Genomic DNA, 20,202 nt, shown 5'->3' with positions numbered 1-20,202 from the left:
CGATAGTTGTCGCCGACTGAAGTCACTGCTTATCCTGGTAGATCTCGCCGAGACGTGCGACCACACGGTCCACTTCCTTCTCGGGGTTCACGAAGGCGCCGACGCTCCATATGGTCATGACCGACCAGCCGAGGCTTTCGATCTCCTGCGGCAGAATGCGGTGACGCTCCCGGGTGGACTGCATGCCCATGAACTGGGCGTCGTCGGTGAACACGGCCAGCGAGAACGGCTTGTCTTTGAGACCAACGACCATGGGCAGCTTCATGCCGCCATCGTAGCCATAGTCGACAGCCACATTGAGGCCGCGTTCCCGAATGCGGGCCGCGAGATCGTTGAACAGCACGTTCTCGTCGGTTTGCTTGATCGCCGGACGCACCACATTGGCCTCGTCGAGGTCCTCGGCCCACTGCAGCAGCGCCTTGAGCATCTTGGGGCCGTCCTGATGCAGGCGATCGTCGTCGAGGTCACTGGCTCCGAAGGCACTGACAATATCGAGATGGTGATCGCACAATGCGAGTGCATCGAGCAGCATGCCACGGCCGCCGTTGTTCTCGAGCACGCCAAACTGCTGGAGCAGCCGCCCATGGGTGGTCTTGGCATAGCTCATCGACAGGATCACGTCTGTGGCACGGGCGCCGGCCACATCTGCGATGTCGACGATGCGTACATGGCGCAGGAATCGGCCCATCGCCTCGCTCTTCGCCGCCAGGGAACGCAGTTCAGCTCCTAAGCGGGTGCGGAACGTGGAGGTGAGGCACACCACGGTGAGCAGATAGCTCGGAGGCACGAGGGTGAAGGTCTGCACGCGCTGGGTGATGAGGCGCACCACTTCGGCGATCTCCTGCTGGCTGCTTTCCACGAGTCCGCTGGCCATGAGCGGCACGCCCGCGGCCTCGATCTTGTGGAAGCGTATATGGCCCTGCATCGGTTCACGCACGACATCGGTGTTCACCTTGCCGTAGCCCTGTTCCTCGAGGAAACGATTCACGCGCGGATCACGGCGGGTGGGGTGAGAGGCCACCGAGATGTTCGGCAGCATTGACATGAGCATGCCAATGCCCTCACTGGTCACCGTGCTGCGATGCGCGAGGATGACCACCTGACGTGCACGGCACAGAATGCTGAGCAGCAGCACCGACGGCAGGTGTGCCGCGGCATCGATAATCACGACGTCGGCAATGGGTGTCGGATTCGTCACAGCCGCGAGCGTGGCCGGCGTGGCCATGATCACCGGCTTGGCGGCAGCGAGAATCTCCGGATGGTCCTGATGGATGCGGCTCAGTGAAATGCTCGACGTGCCCGCCAGAGCCGTGTGCATCATGTTGGCCTCCTGCGTGCGGGAGAACAGCAGATCGCACAGTCTGCGCATCGATTCCTGCATGATCATGGGGCCGATGGAGCGCACATGCTCCACATCCACCTGCACGAAGCGGTCGGAGGCCGCCTGCAACGCCGAGCCGTCCTGGTTCGAAATGATGGCCGAGGAATGCACGATGTCGTCGAACACGGTGGTCCACCATGCCAGTCTGAGCTCGTTGCTCACGGCGTCCACCTTGACCTTGCGCTCGCGCAGGTCGTCCACCAGTTCACCGAGGCCGGCGCGCTTGAGCTCACGTTCGATCACGCAACGTTCCGGCAGGGTGTCGAGAGCCTTGCGATCGTCGAATAGGGCCTTGAGACGTTCCTCCAATGCATTGAAGTCCTGCTGCTGGAACTCGGCGCCGGCCGGTGTGGTGGACAGCACGGTGTCAAGGGCCGTCAGATTGCTCATGAGCTGTTCCTGGGTGGCAATGATGTCATCGAGCTTCGGCGGCAGCACCGGCCAGCCGCCATGCGGCACGAACAGACGCCACTGCTCACCCTGACGCTTCACCACCAGCAGTGCCTCGTGCAGGTCCTCCACCTGGGCTCCCACGCGCAGCATGCTCTTGGCTTCCTTGATGTGCCTGCGGCGATCCCAGAAGCCCATCTGGGAATCGTTCGTCTTGCGCTCCTGCTTCGACTCCGTAGCCTCGATCATCGCATCGATGTCACGCTCGAATATCTCGGGCTGGAACACGTCAAGCACACGGCGCAGGTTCTTGAGCACGGTGACCTGCTTGCTCCACTCATCGGCGGTCTGCGGAATCGAGAAGCCGCACACCTTCACGGTGGTGGTGACCTGTTCACGCGTGGCCGGCAGCAGGGATCGCAGCACGTTCACCACACGTTGGTAGGCATCGATGGCCTCCTCCTCGCTGTACAGCGAGGCACCGTACCATGCAGTGTCATCGGGCCCCACCGAGTATTCGCCGAGTTCACCGGCACGTTCGAGCTTCTTGGCCCACTCATCCAGCGATTTGCCTATGGCGAGCGCGCATTCCTTCGTGAGACGTACGCGGGTCATCGGGTGTGCCGGCAGCTCGGAGATGCTGGCGAGGTTCTGGATCGTCTGGTATGCCGAGACGCCCCACGTCTGGTTCACGCCGTGCAGGTCGCCCAGATAGCGGGTGAGGCGGGATCGGACGCCCACGAGTTCATCGGCGAGCTGTTCGAAACGCGAGGTGGCGACGCCCTGCTGGTAGCCCACCGCGCTGATGAGCTGGTGGTCGATGGCCGCATTGGCGTTCGGGTTGGCCACGTCGAGCAATTGCTCGCCCAATTCGTTGGCCTTCATGAGCATGGCGAACGTACGCTTCTGCGAGGTGACGCATGGCACGTAGAGCACGGACCGGCCGGCCATGATGCAACGGGAGGCGATCGACGCGGCCTGCTCGGCGGTGTCGTTGCCCAATGTGCCGTCGACGAACAGCGAATGGCCGGCGGCCGCCATGTTGGCGGCATAACGCACGGTGTTGTCGACATCGCCCACCTCGTATTCGGAGTGGGGGTCGCCGTCGAAGGGGCTATACGGTGGCAGAGTGATCCGCGAAAGTTGCTCGATGGCTTCCGGGTAGCCGGCCAGGGCATTGAGCATGACATTGTTGATCGGACCACGTGCCAGCCGCTCGATGATCATGCGGCTTTCCATGAGGATCTGTGTGGATGGGTCGACGAAGCAGCCGAGAATGATCTGCCGTTCGATAGAGAAGTCGGCGAACACCTGTTGCGCCACCTTCGTGATGACCGCGAATACGGCAGCCGTCTCTGGCGTGCCGCTGGCATAGTTCGAGCCATCGAACAGCGCGCGCTCGTCGAGATTCACACCGTTCTCGCGCATGGCATTGAGGAAGGCCGAGTTCAGGCGCACATGACCGGTGAAGGTGATCGTCGTATGGTTCTCCACGGGAGTGCCGTCACGCACCACCTCGACAGGGTAGAGCAGCACCGGCATCTTGTTGCCCTTCCACGTGGCCACGCCCACCACCAGGGAGAGCTCGGCAACGCCGCTGATGCGCTTCTTGGCGCTTTGGTCGTCGAGCACACGCTCGGTACGCCGTGCCGCCGCACGCAGCATGCCGCTGTCGCGGAACAGCGAATGCAACGGGGCGCTTCCGCTGGCGAACAGCTGTGAGATGCCCGAGGGGTGCGCATGGGTCAGGTCGAGCTTGGCGCTCAGCTGGTTCACGTCCTCCAACGGCGAGGCCATGAGGCTCGCCCTGTATTCGTCACGCCAGTGGCGCAACTTGTCTATGGAACCGCTCGTAGGGGCCTTCGTTTCTGGTGTATCGGTGTTCGACATCGAGCTCACTTCCCCATCGCCTTGCGATAGTCTTCGTATCCTGCGTTCTTGCTGAGCGCCTCGTCAATATCCGCATTGCCCTGTGCGGCGAGCCATGTGTACAGGTCGTCGTACAGCGACGGGTTCATGGCCAGGAACGGCAGCAGTTCCGGGTGTCGTGCCATTTCGAACTGCTCCGAGAAGTCGTCGCTGCGCCGCGCATCGTCCGAGGTGAACCCTGCCACCGAGACCAGCGGCTCCGGCTTGGCGAAATCGCCGTTCGCCACCTTCTCGAACACCGATCCGGGTTCGAACGCCGGCTCGTATTCCCCCTCTGCAGACTCGTCCGTCTGCGGCTCGTCATGCCGTTGGAACCGGGAGTAGTCCACGTCCGCGGCATCCACCGTCACCGTCGCCACCTCGGGTGCGTTGTCGTCGCGCAATTCCTGTTCGTCCTGCGACACATCCTGCGCGGCGAGTGACGCGATGTCGCCATTCACTTCCGTTTCCGATGCAGCTTCGTCGGAGGTGGTGCCTGCAGATCCGGAGGGTTCCTCATTCCGGCGCGATTCCTCGTCGTCTACGGGCGCCTGCTCACTAGCTGCCGCGGATTCCTCCGCATTCCCGTCCGGCTCCTCAACAGCGGGTGCATTCACAGATGGCTGCACGCTCTCGCCGTGCTCGCCAATGCCCTGCGCAGCGGGCTCTGCGGCGACCGGCTCGGCAGGTTCTTCCTGTGTCGTCTCCTCCGTGACGGAGGTCTGCTCCACCACGATCGGCTCGGATACGGCGTGGTCCACTTCCGCAGCAGGCTCCGGCATGTTCTCCTGAGGCTGTGGCATGCTTCTCGGATGCGCCGAGGCGAGTTCGCTCACGCTGATCAGACGGTCGGCAGGAGCGCCGGCATGCTTCGGCTTGTCGGACATCTTCGGAATGTATGGATATTCCTGGGCAGCCGCCGGCTCCGAAATCTTACCTTCAGCGACGTCCTTGGCATCGGCGAACAGATCGCGTGGCGCGGCACCGCCGGCATCACTGTCGTCGAAATCCTGCATCGGCAACGGGTTGATCGGCTGCGTGAACGGCACGAACGACTGCTGTTCGGCGTCATGCATGCGCTTGGCACGCGCGCGCACCAGGCTCGCATTGAAAATGTCGGTGGGCTCTCCAGCACGCAGATTGAGAATGTCGTCCACCGACATGTCTGCCGCCTCGGGCTCGTTCGACGAACCTTCCGCTGCATAGTCGAACAGATTGACCACCGGTGCGTCGTCTTTCGTAGAATCGTCGTCTTCGATGAACTTGGCGAAATCCACGGGCACGTCGCCGAACTGCACATGCACGGAATCCGACTGCAGCGGGTAATCGACGCCGCCCTGCAGCCGCACGAGCTCGTCGCCGGCACGCACCACGAAGGTTCCGTTCGTGGAGTTCAGGTCACGCAGAAAGGCACGGCCATCGAGCGCCACCATGAGCTGGGCATGCCTTTTCGACACCGAGCGGGAGTCATCGAGAATCTCGACGCGTCTCTTGCCGTCGTTCGGCAACGGTCGCAACGGCTTGCGGCCGATCTCCACGGTTGTGCCGGGCTCCACACTCGCCAATTGTGTGCCATCTACAAGAATCACCCACCTGGTTGTAGCACCCTGCTCGCTGCTCACCGTTGGCCACCCTTTCCTGCGTTCGCCGTCGTATTGGTATTTGCGATTCGCGCTCGCCTCTTGTCTGTAGCAATTCTACCAATCAAGTGAACAAAACCGTGCAACCGGGGTGATTGAGCGGAGTTTTCTCGCTACAGGGTAAGAAAAGAGGCTCCCGCATATATGCGGGAGCCTCTTGCAACCTAGGTTGCGAACGCGGTGTCATGCGGCCAAGCCGCACAGATCACTTGAGTTCGACGGTGGCGCCAGCCTCTTCGAGCTGAGCCTTGGCCTTCTCAGCGTCTTCCTTCTTGGCGTTCTCGAGAACCGGCTTCGGAGCGCCGTCAACGAGAGCCTTGGCCTCGGCCAGACCGAGGTTGGTGATGGCGCGGACGGCCTTGATGACCTGAATCTTCTTGTCGCCAACGGCGGAGAGGATGACGTCGAACTCATCCTTCTCCTCCTCGGCCGGGGCAGCGCCCGGAGCGGCGGCGGCGACAGCGGCGACCGGAGCAGCGGCTTCGACGTCGAACTTCTCTTCGAAGGCCTTGACGAAGTCGGACAGCTCAACGAGGGTCATCTCGCCGAAAGCTTCGAGGAGTTCATCCTGGGTGAACTTAGCCATTATGGCTTCCTTTCAATCATGGCGTTGACCGGATTATTGGGTTGTGGCCAACACCTCAAATTTTGTTGTGTTCCGGAAAATACAAGACTCACGCCGCGAGGCGATGGGTCTCAGGCAGCCTTCTCCTGCTTGTCGCGCAGGGCGTCGATCGTGCGAACGACCTTCGTGGGCAGCGCGTTGAACAGGTAGGCGGCCTTGGACATGGTGCCCTTGAGCGCGCCGGCGAGTTCGGCAAGCAGTTCCGGACGAGACTTGAGGTCTGCGAGCTGCTTGGCGCCTTCTGCGTCGTACACGGTTCCGTCTGCGAAACCGCCCTTGACGATCAGAGCCTTGTTGGTCTTGGCGAAGTCACGCAGCACCTTCGCGGCCTCAATGAAGTCTCCATCGACGAAGACAACGGCGGAAGGACCCTTGAGCATCTCGTCGAGACCCTCAATGCCAGCTTCCTTGGCAGCGATGCGGAACAGCGTGTTCTTTGCCACGGTATAGGAAGTATCGCGGCCTAGCTTTTCGCGCAGATCGGAGATCTGCGGAACGGTAAGCCCGCGGTACTCGGTCAGGTAGACTGCGCTGGCGTTACGGAACTGTTCCGTAAGCTCGGCAACCACCGCTTCCTTTTCGGGCCTCTTCATGGCGTTCCTTCCTAAGTCGGCCGTTGACTTCGGAACAAGCACGGGCAAAAAAATAGCCCTGCACACAGGCAGAGCATCATCCAGCCGCAATCGGCTTCCCGATGACGGGAGTATGTTTCTCAACCTGCGTTGGCTTGAACCAAATTATTGAACCGTTCGCACGGCTCAACCAACGGTCTGTGGTTTACGGGAATTAACGTACACAGCCATCTCGACAAATGAACCACATCGGCGGATTTCGTGAACCTCGGCGTGTCGCAACACTGCTATTGAGAACGATTCTCACTTTCTGCTAATCTGCAAACAGATACAACGGCATTGCATATGCCGTTAGACTCGAAGAAACCCTGGAATGGAGAATGAATATATGAAGAGACTGTTGCGCACACTCACGATTCTGCTCGCCGCATTGGCCACCATATTCGCGATGGCCGGCTGCTCGAGCTCAAGGGCTGGAGACACCCAGATTGACAAGGAGAAGGTGATCACGGTGATTGCCTCGACGAACGTGTGGGGATCCGTGGCCAAGCAACTCGGCGGCCGGTATGTGGACGTCACCAGCATCCTCAACAACACCGGCACCGATGCGCACGATTACGAGCCTTCGACCAACGACATCTCCAAGTTCCAGCATGCGCAGGTCGCGATACTCAACGGCGCTGGCTACGACGAGTGGGCGGCGAAGGCGGCCGGCCAGTCCAAAGCGATCGTGATCGACGCGGCCGCCGCGGGAGGCAAGAAGACCGGCGACAATCCGCATGTGTGGTTCTCCGCCGCCGTACGCAACAAGACGGCGGATGAGATCACCGCCGCCTACATCAAACTCATGCCAAGCGAGAAGGCGGAATTCGAGAAGCTCAACAAGGATTGGCATACCGAGGAGGACGAGCTTGAAGCGCAGCTCCAGACTGTCGCGCAGGCCGACGGCAAGATGCCGTACGGCGCCATAGAGTCGGTGGGCGACTACCTCGCGCAGGACATGGGTATGACCGACGTCACGCCGAAGGGATACAAGAACGCGACGAGCAACGAGAGCGAACCCACGGCGTCCGACATCAAGAGCTTCACCGAGGCGCTCAAGAAGGGCGACATGAAGATGTTGATTGCAAACTCGCAGGAGAAGTCCCAGTTGAGCGACCAGCTGACGGACGCGGCGGACTCGGGCAACGTCCCGGTGGTCGACATCACCGAGCAGATGCCCAGTCAGTACAAGACGCTCAACGAATGGCTGAAGGCGATCGCCGAGCAGATCCAGGCCACGCAGAAGGGCCCAGCCGCAAAGAAGTGACGGCAGCTCACTTGCGAAGGCCCGACAGTCAGAACCGATGACTGTCGGGCCTTCGCATAGATGCGCAGAAATTCCCCACAGTTGGCGACACCTAGATGTCGGGGTTTCCCAAGGCACCTTATCTATCTATGCCTGTTCTGCGCAATCCGCCTGATCTCCTCGGCGAATTTCCGCTCATGCTCATACATGGATGCCACATACCCGCGATAACCCGCGGAGTAATCCTTCACCGACACGTCCAATCCGACCGTGTACAGCGCCGGTTCTTCCCGCAGATTCGACTCTCGTTCCCGCTCGAATCCGCCAAATAGGAGATACTCGCGCACATCCACGGAACCGCCGGCACCCAAGTCAGAACCCGGGTAGAGATATAGTCCGCTCCCCGTGCCGAACCTCGCCGTATATGCGATCACCTGCATGTAGTCCCGTCCGCCGATGTTCTGCTCCGGCTTGTATTTCGCATCCGCTACCAGATTTACTCCATCAACGCTGAGCAAATAATCCGGGTAGATCAGTCCGAGCGGCTTACCGACCGCGTGGTCATCTGTTCCCTCCACCCGTGTCATGAAATGATACGCATGTGTTCCAGTCTTGTTCTGCGGATGGATCACCCCGATGCCTTGCTCCCGCAGCACGACGTTGAGATACTCCTCCCACAGCCATGCGCAGTCGAACAGGATCCCATGCACATCCTTTTCCTTGATATCGCTGGGATCAAGCCCACGGTGGGAGAGAATGGCGATGCACAGACTCTGCAATTCTCGGTACTCGTCGTAGAATGCATGTCTCACTGGCCGCTTCAGATTCTCCTGCACAATACGCTGTCGTTCCGCCTGCTCGTAGCGCTGAGTGACCCTGCGGATCTCCTCGACATGGCGGATCGTCTCAGAACTGTTGTGCAGAATGTCGGAACCGAATCTGCCATTCGCCGCAATCGCTTCGATGGTGTGGCGAATCAGTTCAGTCACCGGATTGTCGGCATCATACTCCCGCCGACTGTACGCGACCGTTCCAAGGAACGGCGTGTTCTCGCGGATGTGCCGTGCAATGTCGATGCGCCCACGCGGATTCGAATCATTGTATTCGCGGCGCTCGTATTGATGCAGAACACCCTTGCTCATCGCATTGTTCAGGTACAGCGGGAACATCCACATGAGCAACTGCCGCCACGCACGCTCCGGGCTGCCTTCGAAATCCACGCTCAACAGATTCACATGCAACACGCGCTGCATCATGTACGCGAGAAACCAGTCGTGCCAGATTGGCGCGATGTCCCCGCGCTCGTCACGGAAGAATCGCGAGGAGATCGAAAGCTGCACATCGCCGGCCGTGCGTTCCCTCGCGGATCTGCTGTAGATGATTCCCACCAGATTCGTCGTGCTCAACACGAGCATTCCATTGGCTGGCTCGTCCCCCGAATTATCGTCATTGTTTTCAGATTCCGCAGTGCCACCCTTCTTCCAATGCCGGTTCTCGAGAATGTACTCGTCATCGGTAATGTCCTCGGTGCCATGCTCGGGATTCTTGGGGAGCACGAACAGACCATCGATGTCGACGGCCGGTTTGTTGAGCAGCGTGTCGACGAAGAGCGCGAGTGGGTCGAGAGGCTCGTCGTTTGCGCTCCTCAGCGCCGAGGTGATGTCGGGTAGGAATTCGTTGTCTGTGGCGAGGTAGCGGATCGGGTAGGTAGCCGAACCGTCGCGTTCGTGCGTGAGGTGTGGGAGCCATGGTGATCTGGTGGTGTCCGTCATGGATTGCCGTCACTTCTTGTCGGACGCCGACTTGTCGTCCTTCTTGTTCCATTCATTCTGCAAATCGCCGATGGTCTTGCCGTCCACGTTGCCACGCAGGTACTCCTCAAGCAGCGGCTTGATCTTCTGATCCCATGTGACGGCCTTCTCCTCGTCATACTTCTCGTCACTTTCGGCCTGTGCCATCGAAGCGAAGTACGAGGCGCCGAGCGCATAATCGGCGTTGAGGGTCGGGTAATCAGCGCCAGCGATGGCATTATTCATACGAGCCATGAGGTTCTTGACCTTGTTCAACTGCGGATATGCGGTTGTGTCGTCCTCGAAGCGGAGCTCAATACTTGACTGCCAATTGATGTCAATGAAGCGGAACCGACGGCGCATGGCGAAATCGAACGAATCGACGGAGCGGTCGATATCGTTCATCGTGCCGACGATTGTGACGTTGTCGGGGATATCGAATTTGCCTTCCTCATTGAGGTACTTGTCGCTGAATGCTTTGATGTGCAGATTCGCGTACTGCGTCGTCACACCAACCCCACGATATCCACCGTCGAGTAGGAAGAACAGCTCACCGAAGATGTTCGAGATGTCGCCGCGGTTGATCTCGTCGATCAGGAAATAGTACTGGTGCCCAGAATCCTTGCGAGCGCGGGCGCAGAACTCCATGAACGTGCCGGCCTGCAATGCGAAGCCGCTGCCGGTGGGAACGGTGGAGTCAGCGGAGTCAGCGGAATCCGCATCAGCCTTGACCGGCACCGGACGCAGGCCCTCGACGAAATCGGTGTAATCATAGCTCGGGTGGAACTGCACAAATTCGAAGCGCGGGTTCTTCTGCAACACTTTGAACAGCGTGATGGAATCGACCGAGGAGTCATTGCTCCCGCTCATCTCCGCCTTGTCGAGAATCTCGCGAAGCTCTTTGGTCGCCCCCGATTCGTCGGCGTTATCTGCGGCGATGAGCTCGGCGGCGGCGCGAAGCACGCTGAATGTCTTGCCGGTGCCGGGAGCGCCGTGGAATATCAGGTTCTCAGCAGTACGGTTAGTCCGTTCAGCATCTTCTAGTTTTACTTGGACAGGGCGGATTGCAGCTTCGTCAATCTTATCCTTGAGCCGCGCGAAGCCGAAAATGCCATTCGTTTCATCTGCCATCTCCCTAGCGTTCCTTTCCGCAATCACCTTAAGTGCGTTGAATTGATTGAATAAAGCTTCGAGTCCAGGGGTTATAGCATCGTCATGGAGCCCGAATTCGGCAAAGCGTTTCTCATACACGGGTTGTTTCAGGCCCTTGTAATTGGGATCCTGCGCCAGACGGTTCACGAGCGCATTGAGCCGTTGGTTAGTTAAATCGAACTTCTGCGGCTTGGGAATCCAGCACTTCAACGCAGTGACACCGCTGTCATCGAAGATGTAGTTGATGTTGACCCATCCATAGTTGATGAACGTCTTTGCGGGCATGAGAAATTGATATCCGGCGCCAATCTGAAGTGTGATTGGGACGCCACCAACCCGAAAATACTGATTCAGTCTCTTTTTGTCGTCGAGTACCCCCTGGGACAATAGATTGTATTTACGCAGAAATTCCACGAATTTTGGACGTGGCTTGCTGCCGTCCTTCATCAGCGAGATTGCGAAGCCGGGGCCGGTCTTGGATCTCTCAGCTATCTCATTCGCCTCTTCATACGTCATGTATGTTTCGGAGACATCATCCTTCTCGCCCTCAGCTGTATGAGCAGCAGCCCCGCCCTTTGCAGGTTTGAACTTTGCCTTATGCTGGATAAGGTAGTTCACCACATTGGTGTAGACATTCAGTATGTCTTTGAAATGTTCAAGCTCGCTCTGGTCGGTCATAGTTCAATCCTAGTCTGCCTATCATAGAATGAAATGGATTTCATTGTCATATTTCTTTCCCATCTAGGCCTCACGCTGCATACTTTGGATGCAGATCTCACAGGCACGCAAAGGAACCGAACAGGACTTTGATGTCGGCGAAAACCCTGGTTCCCATCGCACACGGAGCCGGCCGCCAAGCGTCATAAGTGTCACATCCCTGTTGTCCCCGACGACGGCGAGTTTGACCTCGCAATAGCCCGGATGGTTGACGAGCACAGTGGCGAACTGTTCCACGCAACTCCGACGTAGCCCCTGGACCGAGATCTGGACCATCACCGACCGGTCATCTCCTTCTGTATGAGCAGCACCCTCAGGTTGGAGACGCGCAACGAGTACTCATTGTCGCGTTCGGTGATTGTGCCGCGAATCTGAACAATGGTGTCGACCGCCAACTGCGCCGCATGCGCCTCGTACACCTTGCCGAGAAGAGCATGCATAGGATGAAGCTGTCCATATCCTCGAGGGTCACCATCGCCCAACGGCTGCCTTTCTTCGACACACGCGAATCCACCTTCGTGATGAGTCCACCCGCCGACACGTCATCCCGCTTCTGCTCCGCCCTGCACCACCTCACCTTCGTCTTGTCCTGCCGCGCGATCTCCGGCGTCACGTAGGCCTCGACTCCGATGATCGGCTTGAGCTCTGCCCTCACCGCCTCACGACACAGCTCATAGGCCCCGTGCATGTTCCCGTGATCCGTGATGCCCACGGCCGACATTCCGAGTTCCTTCGCCCGCGCGACCAGATGCGGAATCTTCGATGCCCCATCGAGCATCGAATACTCCGTGTGGTTGTGCAAATGCACGAAATCCTCCGACCTAGTCATGACACACTCCTTTGCGGTCACCAATGACACTGCACGCCAGAACAATCACTCGAATCATATGGGAGATAATCTATCATTCTTTTAATATAGATAGCAAGTTAGCTAGTTTCATTATTCATGTCCCCCTCCCTACCCCTCCACCGTCAGATACCAAACCTTGCGTAGAATTGGCATGAGCATGCACCAATCAAGGAGTGGATAAGTGGCTGCACGAGAGATCATGACCATTCAGATCCGCGACGGCATTGACCTTGACTTCGACGAGATCGATCGCAACACCAACACGCCGCGTACGCGTATCGGCTGGGACGAAGCCCTCGCCGCGCTCGAGGCCGTCGACCCGCGCGCCGCACGCGAGGAGGTGTGGCACCGCAGCAGCGGCTGGTGGAAACTCGAGCCGGGTCGAGCAATCCGCTGCGACCTCGCCATCGTCATCGATCCGAACAAGATCGTGCGCTGCGTCGCCAACATCGACGGCGTGATCAAGGGCGGCGACTACCGCCAGGGCCGCATCCAGCTGCTCGGCAGCGTAGCCGGCCCCGAATACGACCCCTGGTACGGCAAACTCGTGCAACGCAACGCGTCGAAGAACCCCATCGCCTACATCGACGAACAGGCCATCCTCCCCCCAAAGGACGTGGCCGACGGCACGACCGTCATCTACGAGGACAAGCGCAAAGCCGCCTCCCGATAGGCCTTCACGGTACTCCCGCGACACGCCGCAACCGACGTTCCCCCACAACACTCCATCCACTGAGACGGGACCCATCACACCCATGCGACTGTGCGCATCCGCCCCACCCATCCCATCACTCCCGTCATCGGACACACGATATCGGCACCCTACATAGAAGTCATACTTCTTGACTTGTTATCTTTATTCAAAGTATGATGGTTGCATCTGCTGCAGCGGACGTCAAGAAAACCGGCACTACTTCACGTCCTGAAGTACCCAAGTCAAGGAGTGATGACATTGTCCAGCACCGCATACGACGGACCACAGTCCCGTAAGACGTACCACATGCCCAGCCTAGATCTGTTGGCACACGAGCAGCCCCCGCGCGCGACGAGGAGCGAAGAGGACATCGCGGCCAAGTTGGATACGATGTTCCGACAGCTCGATGTGGACGCCCATGTGTCCACATTCCACCGTGGACCAGCGGTGACACAATACGAGGTGATGATCGGCCCCGGTGTCAGGACCGACGACATCGCGGACCTCAGAGGGAACATCACCTATACCGCCGCGACCTCCAAGGTGCGCATGTACTCCCCGATTCCCGGGAAGAGCGCAATCTCCATCGAAATCCCGAATGCGACCCCCGAGATCGTACATCTCGGTGATGTATTGTGCTCGCATGAGATGGCGGACGACGCCACCCCCACCCTTGTCCCAATCGGCAAGGACTGCGGCGGACGCATCGTTACGGCCGATATGACGGCGATGCCCCATATGCTCATCGGCGGCATGAAGGATACCGGCAAATCGAGCTTCATCCACGCGATGCTCGCGACGATCCTCATGCGCGCGACCCCTGACCAGGTGCGCATCCTGCTGATCGACACCACACGCATCGAGTTCTCGGCATACGCCGGCGCGCACCGCATCCCCCATCTGCTCACACCGCTCATCACCGATCCACACAAGGCGATGCAGGCGTTGGAATGGGTCACGAAGGACATAGACGCACGCTACGAAGACCGTTGCCATAACAGGCGTTTCAGGACCAGGATCCTTGACGGCACGGTTCAGGCCCCCACGGACACAGCGCAGCAAGCCAACGTGCATCCGACCATCATCGTCATCGTCAACGACCCAGCGGACCTACTGTTGGGAACCGGAAACGGCGCAGACGAGGCGATCCGCCGCATCTCACAGCTCGGCGCAAGCGCCGACGTACACCTTGTGCTTTCGACGATGCAGTCCTATTCCTACAAAGTGATATCCGCCGCGACGAAAGCGAATTTCCCGGCACGGCTGTCCTTCGCAATGCACACCGGTTTCGAATCCAGGGCGAACCTCGATTACGGCGGCGCAGAGACACTCATCGGGAACGGCGATGCATCGTTCTCCCCGACGCGTATCGAACCCCCGGTCCGTATACAGACCCCTTGGATCGGCGAAACCGAAATCAGCAACGTCATCGCGCACGTCCGCAAGCAGCCGCGACCGCCGTATCCCACAGCCGACGCGTTCCTGAAGACGCTCTGAACCATCATCCCAGTACGACCCCATATATACGAGGAAGGTCCGCGTCACCGATAACACCGGTGACGCGGACCTTCCCATATCTCACGCACATCTCACGCGCACGTGCGCATTACAGGATCGCCATGCACGCAAAATCGAGGATGAAGAGCGCGGAGACGATCCACACGATCGGATGCACCTCGTTGGCCTTCTTCTTGCACACCTTGACGATGCAGTAGGTGATGAAACCGGCGGCGATGCCGTAGGAGATCGAGTAGGAGAACGCCATGAACACCGAGGCGAAGAACGCCGGGATGGCTTCCGAGATGTCGTCCCACTTGACTTCCTTGAGCGAGGCGGCCATGAGGCAGCCGACGATCACGAGCACACCAGCGGTGGCGGCGCCAGGCACGGCCGAGATGACCGGTGCGAAGAACACGGAGATGGCGAAGCAGGCGGCGACGATGACAGAGGTCAAGCCGGTGCGGCCGCCGGCGGCGATGCCTGCCGAGGATTCGACGTAGGTGGTGGTGTTCGACGTGCCGCAGATCGCGCCGATCGAGGTGGCGATGGAGTCTGCGAACAGGGCCTTGTCCATCTTCGACGAGAAGCCGTGGCCGTTCTCGAGCGACTCCTCATCGGCCTTCGAGAAGATGCCGGTGCGACGACCGGTGCCGATGAAGGTGCCCAGCGTGTCGAAGGTGTCGGACATCGAGAACGCGAAGATCGTCACCAGCACAAGCGGGAGCTTGGCCGGGTCGGAGAACAGCGATCCGAAGCCCTCGCCGGTGAACAGGGCACCGAAGGTCTGTGGCAGCTGAGAGAAGGTCTCTCCGAGCGAAACGGAGTTGCTCATGGTGGTCAGGCCCATCGGGATGCCGATGACGGCGGTGATGATGATCGTGAGCAGCAGGCCGCCCTTGACCTTGAGGATTGTGAACACGATGGCGAGCAGCAGGCCGATAAGGAACAGCCACAGCGTCGGGTTGTTGAGCGTCGCCATGCCCGGGGTGGCGCCTGTGGCCAGGCCCTGGCCGGCGGCCTTGGTGTCTTTCGGGGTGAAGGTGATGAAGTTGACGTTGAGCAGGCCCACGTAAGCGACGAACAGGCCGATGCCGCCGCCGATGGCCTGCTGGAGCGGTTCGGGGATGGCCTTGATGATCATCTTGCGCACCTTGGTCACGGTGATCAGAATGTTGATCAGACCGCACAGGAACACCATGGCGAGCGTTTCCTGCCAGGTGAAGCCGAGACCGAAGCACACGGTGTAGGTGAAGAAGGCGTTGAGACCCATGCCAGGAGCCTGTGCGTACGGGACGTTCGCGAACAGGCCCATGACGAGCGTGCCGATGATGGCTGCGATGATGGTCGCCAGGAAGACGCCGCCCCACGGCATACCCGTCTGCGACAGGATCTGCGGATTGACGACGATGATGTAAGACATTGCGAAGAACGTCGTGAGGCCGGCCATGACCTCAGTGGAAACCGACGTTCCGTTTTCCTTCAAATGGAAAAACTTCTCCATGAGTAACCCTGTATTCTTCTCGTGAACTCTTTTCTGCCGCCCCGCCGCAAGCGACAGGACAGCAAAAAGCTAGCACGAGTGTGTAAAACACGGTCGTTACATGGGCGCGTTATGCCACGGATATGCCCCTAGTCGGCCGCAGGTCTCCCGCTGAGGAGCGCCACGGAACGCAGACAACCGACGAAGCGGGAGCCGGTCCGACGCCCGACCCACGCCACGGCAGACGGTGAAGCCCTCACCCGAATCGACCCGAGACGTACCGCTCGGCTTCCTCGTTCTGTGGATCGTTGAACATCGTCGACGTATCAGCGAAATACTCGAGATGCCCGGGCTGCCCCACGGCCTTCAGGTTGAAGAACGCCGTGTAGTCGGCCACTCGCGCCGCCTGCTGCATGTTGTGCGTGACGATGACGATCGTGTAGTCCTGCTTGAGTTCGTTGATGAGATCCTCCACCGCCAGCGTGGAGATCGGGTCGAGCGCCGAGCATGGCTCGTCCATGAGCAGTACGGTAGGATGCACAGCGACCGCTCGCGCAATGCACAGGCGCTGCTGCTGCCCACCCGACAATCCCACGCCGGGGTTGTCCAAGCGGTCCTTGACCTCATTCCACAGATTCGCGCCACGCAACGCCCATTCGACCAGGTCGTCGGCGTCCGATTTCGAGATTCTCTTGTTGTTCAGGCGCACGCCGGCAAGCACATTCTCACGGATCGACATGGTGGGGAACGGATTCGGCCGCTGGAACACCATGCCCACATCACGCCGCACGGCCACGGGATCGACGTCCTTGCTGTACAGATTGTGCCCTTCGAGCAGCACCTCCCCTTTCACGTGGGCGCCCGGCGTGATCTCGTGCATGCGGTCGAGTGTGCGCAGCACGGTGGATTTGCCGCAACCGGACGGGCCGATGAACGCGGTCACCTTGTTCGCGGCGATGTGCAGATTGACATCCTCGACCGCAAGGAAGTCGCCATAGTAGATATTGAGATGATTGACATCGATTTGCTGTCCCATATCGATGTGGTCCTTTCAGCGTTCGGCGTCGACCGCGCAGACTCTCGCGATGATTCGCCCGATCAGATTGAGGATGAGCACGATGACGATGAGCACAAGCGCGGCCGACCACGCACGCTCCATCGGGATCGTCGCCACGCATGCTGCGCCGGCATTCGGCGGGCAGTTCGCATTGAGTTTCGAATATTCCTGGTAGACGTAGACGGGCAACGTGGTCATTTGCCCGGAGAACAGATTCGCGTTCGTCGAGACGATGTAGCCGGCGGTCATGAGCAGCGGTGCCGTCTCACCTATCACACGCGCTACGGCGAGGATGACGCCCGACACGATGCCTGGCAGCGCGGTGCGCAGCACCACTTTCGTGATCGTGCGCTGCTTGGTCACCCCGAGCGCCAGCGACGCCTCCCGCAATGAGTCCGGCACCACTTTGAGCATCTCCTCCGACGATTTGCACACGGTGGGCACCATGAGCAGCGACAACGCCACCGACCCCTCGAAACCGTTGAAGGTGCCGGGACCGAACACAATGGCGAACAACGAGAGCGCAAACAGACCGGCGACAATCGACGGGATGCCGCTCATCACATCGACGAGCAGACGAATCGACTTTGTCAGACCGCCGTCGCGCGCATATTCAATCAAATAGACCGCACACATCACCCCGACGGGAATCGAGATGGCCATGGCACCCAGCGTGATCTCCAATGTGCCGATGATCGCATGAAGCACACCGCCATAGCCGCCGGCCGCCGTCGGGTTGCCGCCGATGACGCCGGTCATGTTGTGGGTGAGGAATCCCGAATCAAGGCGCTTGAGTCCGTTGGCCACCGTCGTCCACAGCAGTGAGATGAGCGGGATCGTCGCCACTGCGAACGTGGCGGTGAACAGCACGCGCATGATGCGGTCCTTGCGCCGGCGTGCCCTGCTGGTCGAGCGCGATGGACGGAATCGGTCCACATCGATCTCCGGGAGGATCCGCTGCGTCTCCATGGCGGGATTATGCTCGAGTGTCGTCATGAGGTCACCTTCCTGCCTGTCAATCTGCGGGCCAGGTAATTCACGAGGAACGTGATGACGAACAGCACCAGGCCCGTCGCAATGAGCACACTGACGCCCAGATTGTTCGCCTCGGCATATTGCGCGGCAATGTTCGCGGCGATTGTCTGGTTCTGCGAGGCCTTCAGCAGATTGAACGAATAGTTGAATCCGGGAGACAGGATCATGAGCACGGCCATCGTCTCGCCGAGCGCGCGACCAAGGCCGAGCATGGAGGCCGAGATGATGCCGGACCTGCCGAACGGCAGCACGGCGAGTTTGATCATCTCCCATTTCGTGGCGCCCAGCGCCAATGCGGCCTCCTCGTGAATCCGAGGTGTCTGCATGAACACGTCACGCGTCATCGAGGTGATGATCGGCAGGATCATGACGGCCAGCACCACTGCGACACTGGCCACGGTGCGCGGCGGATTCGAGGCCGGACCGGCGAATAGGGGAATCCATCCGAAATGCCGGCAGACCCAATCCCAGAACGGGGAGATGGCCGGGACGAGCACGAGACCACCCCATAGGCCATAGACCACCGATGGAATCGCAGCGAGCAGGTCGACAACGACGTTCAGACCGGAGGCCAGACGCCTTGGCGCGTACTGCGAGATGAAGATCGCGATGCCGATCGCCACGAAGAACGCCATGGCCAGCGCGAGTGCCGCCACCAGCACCGAACCGAACAACAGGGGACCCACATATTGCAGGAATGTGGTGAACCTGCCGCCGGTGAAACTCTCAATCACGGCGTCGGTGGCTTCACGGGGGCCTGCGATCGCAGGCCAGGCACGAATGAGCAGGAAGGCCGCCACTACTGCGAGTGCCGCGAGGATCAGCATGCCGCAACCGTAGGCGGCGCCTTTGAACAGACGATTGGCCGTTGCGCCGCCGGATGGTCGGAGCATGTTCGCCTCGGGATCGGTTGTACCGGTTCTGTGCAGCCCGTACGAATGTGCACTGCTCATGGCATCAGTCGACCTTGATCTGGTCGATCGACGCCTTGACCTTGCTCGCCAGATCCGCGGGAAGCGGCGCAACGCCGGCGGCGGTCTGTGCGACCTGTTGGCCTTCGTCGCCGGTGACGTAGGTGAGCCATGCCTTGGCGAATTTCGCGGTGTTGGCGTCCTTGTAGGCCGGGCACACGATGTCGTAGGAAACCAGCACGATCGGGTAGGCGCCATTGGCGGACGTGTTGTGGTTGATGTCGACGACGATGCGGTTATCGCCATCCACCGTGGTGTTCACCTTGGAGTCGGCGATGACTTTCGAACCGGCTTCGGCGGAAATCGGCGAATACGAGTCACCCACCTTGACGGCCACCGTTCCCAGGCTGCCCACCTGCGAGAAATCCGCATACCCTATGGTGCCGTTTGCCTGCTTGAGCGTCGAGATGACGCCGGAGGTGCCTTTGGCACCCTGCCCCACCTCGTTGGGCCAGTTCTCCGAAAGCTCGTAGGTCCAGGAATCCGGCGCGGCATCCTTGAGATAGCTTACGAAATTCTGCGTGGTGCCTGACTTGTCGGAGCGGTGCACGACGGTGATCGCCAGATCGGGCAGTTCGAGTCCTGCGTTCTGTTCACGGATTTTCTCGTCGTTCCACTTGGTGATCGAGCCGTTGAAGATTCCCGCGATGGTCGCCGCATCCATATTGATGTGCTTACCCGCTGTCGAGATTCCATCGAGGTTGAACGCGACGGCGATCGGCGACACATATACCGGCACGTCGAAGGCGGTGCCCGAGGCGCATACGCCCTTCGACTGCTCCACTTCGTCGGCGCTCAAGGCCTTGTCGGAACCGGCCCAAGCGGTGGAGCCGGTGAGGAATGTGCTCACACCGGCTCCTGATCCCGACGGATTGTAAGCGACAGTTGCCTTCGGAGCGATGGAGCGGAAGCCTTCGATCCAAGCCTCCACAGCTGTCTGCTGCGACGAAGCGCCGGCGCCTGTGTATTCGCCGGTGAGCGATGCGACGGACTCATCGATGGCCACGGTGGACGGTGCAGCATCCGTTGTCGATGCGGTGTTATCGCCGCAAGCCGCGACGGATGTGAGTAGGGCCATGCCACAGACCACGGCGATGGAGCGGGTCGGAATTCGGTTACGCATGGAGTGTGTTCTCTCTTTCTCATGCAAAC

14 protein-coding genes and 1 pseudogene are annotated in these 20,202 nt (G+C 59.8%); 3 read left to right on the top strand and 12 right to left on the bottom strand.

Going from position 1 to position 20,202, the window contains the following annotated elements:
• Window positions 1-22: 22 nt before the first annotated feature.
• From BANAN_RS01865 to rplJ, 4 genes are all read right to left on the bottom strand, one after another.
• Window positions 23-3,661, bottom strand: coding sequence for a helicase (locus tag BANAN_RS01865; protein ID WP_041776950.1), 3,639 nt, complete (start codon window positions 3,659-3,661; stop codon window positions 23-25).
• A 5-nt stretch (window positions 3,662-3,666) separates the two neighbouring features.
• Window positions 3,667-5,301 (bottom strand): FHA domain-containing protein, encoded by a 1,635-nt coding sequence (locus BANAN_RS01860; protein WP_041776949.1) that lies wholly within the window; start codon window positions 5,299-5,301, stop codon window positions 3,667-3,669.
• Between the two features lie 223 nt (window positions 5,302-5,524).
• Window positions 5,525-5,905 (bottom strand): 50S ribosomal protein L7/L12, encoded by a 381-nt coding sequence (gene rplL, locus BANAN_RS01855; protein WP_014697278.1) that lies wholly within the window; start codon window positions 5,903-5,905, stop codon window positions 5,525-5,527.
• Window positions 5,906-6,015: 110 nt separating this feature from the next.
• On the bottom strand, window positions 6,016-6,537 hold the full coding sequence (gene rplJ / locus BANAN_RS01850) for a 50S ribosomal protein L10 (protein WP_004268511.1): 522 nt from the start codon (window positions 6,535-6,537) through the stop codon (window positions 6,016-6,018).
• 352 nt (window positions 6,538-6,889) lie between these two features.
• Here rplJ and BANAN_RS01845 point away from each other — a divergent pair, with 352 nt between their 5' ends.
• Window positions 6,890-7,825 carry a metal ABC transporter solute-binding protein, Zn/Mn family gene (locus tag BANAN_RS01845; protein WP_014697277.1) on the top strand — a complete coding sequence of 312 codons (936 nt, stop codon included), beginning with the start codon at window positions 6,890-6,892 and terminating at the stop codon, window positions 7,823-7,825.
• A gap of 122 nt (window positions 7,826-7,947) precedes the next feature.
• Here the strand turns inward: BANAN_RS01845 and BANAN_RS01840 are convergent, their stop codons facing one another.
• From BANAN_RS01840 to BANAN_RS08755, 3 genes and pseudogenes are all read right to left on the bottom strand, one after another.
• Window positions 7,948-9,576, bottom strand: coding sequence for a 5-methylcytosine restriction system specificity protein McrC (locus tag BANAN_RS01840; protein ID WP_014697276.1), 1,629 nt, complete (start codon window positions 9,574-9,576; stop codon window positions 7,948-7,950).
• Window positions 9,577-9,585: 9 nt separating this feature from the next.
• Entirely contained in the window at window positions 9,586-11,424 is a 1,839-nt protein-coding gene (locus BANAN_RS07945) for an McrB family protein (RefSeq protein ID WP_014697275.1), read from the bottom strand.
• 556 nt (window positions 11,425-11,980) lie between these two features.
• A pseudogene (locus BANAN_RS08755) lies at window positions 11,981-12,292 on the bottom strand (PHP domain-containing protein); the annotation flags it as partial.
• Between the two features lie 202 nt (window positions 12,293-12,494).
• Between BANAN_RS08755 and BANAN_RS01820 the strand changes: the two are divergent.
• Both BANAN_RS01820 and BANAN_RS01815 read left to right on the top strand, forming a co-directional pair.
• A complete protein-coding gene (locus tag BANAN_RS01820) occupies window positions 12,495-12,986 on the top strand; it encodes a hypothetical protein (RefSeq protein ID WP_014697273.1) in 492 nt (163 codons plus the stop codon).
• Between the two features lie 273 nt (window positions 12,987-13,259).
• Window positions 13,260-14,504: a DNA translocase FtsK gene (locus tag BANAN_RS01815; protein ID WP_014697272.1), complete on the top strand. Its 1,245-nt coding sequence runs from the start codon at window positions 13,260-13,262 to the stop codon at window positions 14,502-14,504.
• Window positions 14,505-14,613: 109 nt separating this feature from the next.
• On the opposite strand, the gene BANAN_RS01810 is transcribed toward BANAN_RS01815, so the two are convergent.
• The 5 genes from BANAN_RS01810 to BANAN_RS01790 all read right to left on the bottom strand — a co-directional run bounded on the left by BANAN_RS01810 (window position 14,614) and on the right by BANAN_RS01790 (window position 20,173).
• Window positions 14,614-16,008 (bottom strand): NCS2 family permease, encoded by a 1,395-nt coding sequence (locus BANAN_RS01810; protein ID WP_041776944.1) that lies wholly within the window; start codon window positions 16,006-16,008, stop codon window positions 14,614-14,616.
• A 235-nt stretch (window positions 16,009-16,243) separates the two neighbouring features.
• Window positions 16,244-17,023 carry a phosphate ABC transporter ATP-binding protein PstB gene (gene pstB, locus BANAN_RS01805; protein ID WP_014697270.1) on the bottom strand — a complete coding sequence of 260 codons (780 nt, stop codon included), beginning with the start codon at window positions 17,021-17,023 and terminating at the stop codon, window positions 16,244-16,246.
• Between the two features lie 15 nt (window positions 17,024-17,038).
• Window positions 17,039-18,040, bottom strand: a complete 1,002-nt coding sequence (pstA, locus tag BANAN_RS01800) for a phosphate ABC transporter permease PstA (RefSeq protein ID WP_014697269.1) — start codon at window positions 18,038-18,040, stop codon at window positions 17,039-17,041.
• Window positions 18,037-18,972 carry a phosphate ABC transporter permease subunit PstC gene (gene pstC / locus BANAN_RS01795; protein WP_041777090.1) on the bottom strand — a complete coding sequence of 312 codons (936 nt, stop codon included), beginning with the start codon at window positions 18,970-18,972 and terminating at the stop codon, window positions 18,037-18,039. Before pstC ends, pstA begins: the two co-directional genes overlap by 4 nt.
• 64 nt (window positions 18,973-19,036) lie before the next feature.
• The gene (locus BANAN_RS01790) at window positions 19,037-20,173 is read right to left on the bottom strand and encodes a phosphate ABC transporter substrate-binding protein PstS (RefSeq protein ID WP_014697267.1); all 1,137 of its coding nucleotides are present in this window, start codon (window positions 20,171-20,173) and stop codon (window positions 19,037-19,039) included.
• Between the last annotated feature and the right edge of the window lie 29 nt (window positions 20,174-20,202).

The organism is Bifidobacterium animalis subsp. animalis ATCC 25527 (genome assembly GCF_000260715.1).
GTDB classification, from domain to species: Bacteria; Actinomycetota; Actinomycetes; order Actinomycetales; family Bifidobacteriaceae; genus Bifidobacterium; species Bifidobacterium animalis.
The sequence above is the reverse complement of the archived record's forward strand: the minus strand, read 5'-3'. Positions and strand labels throughout refer to the sequence as shown.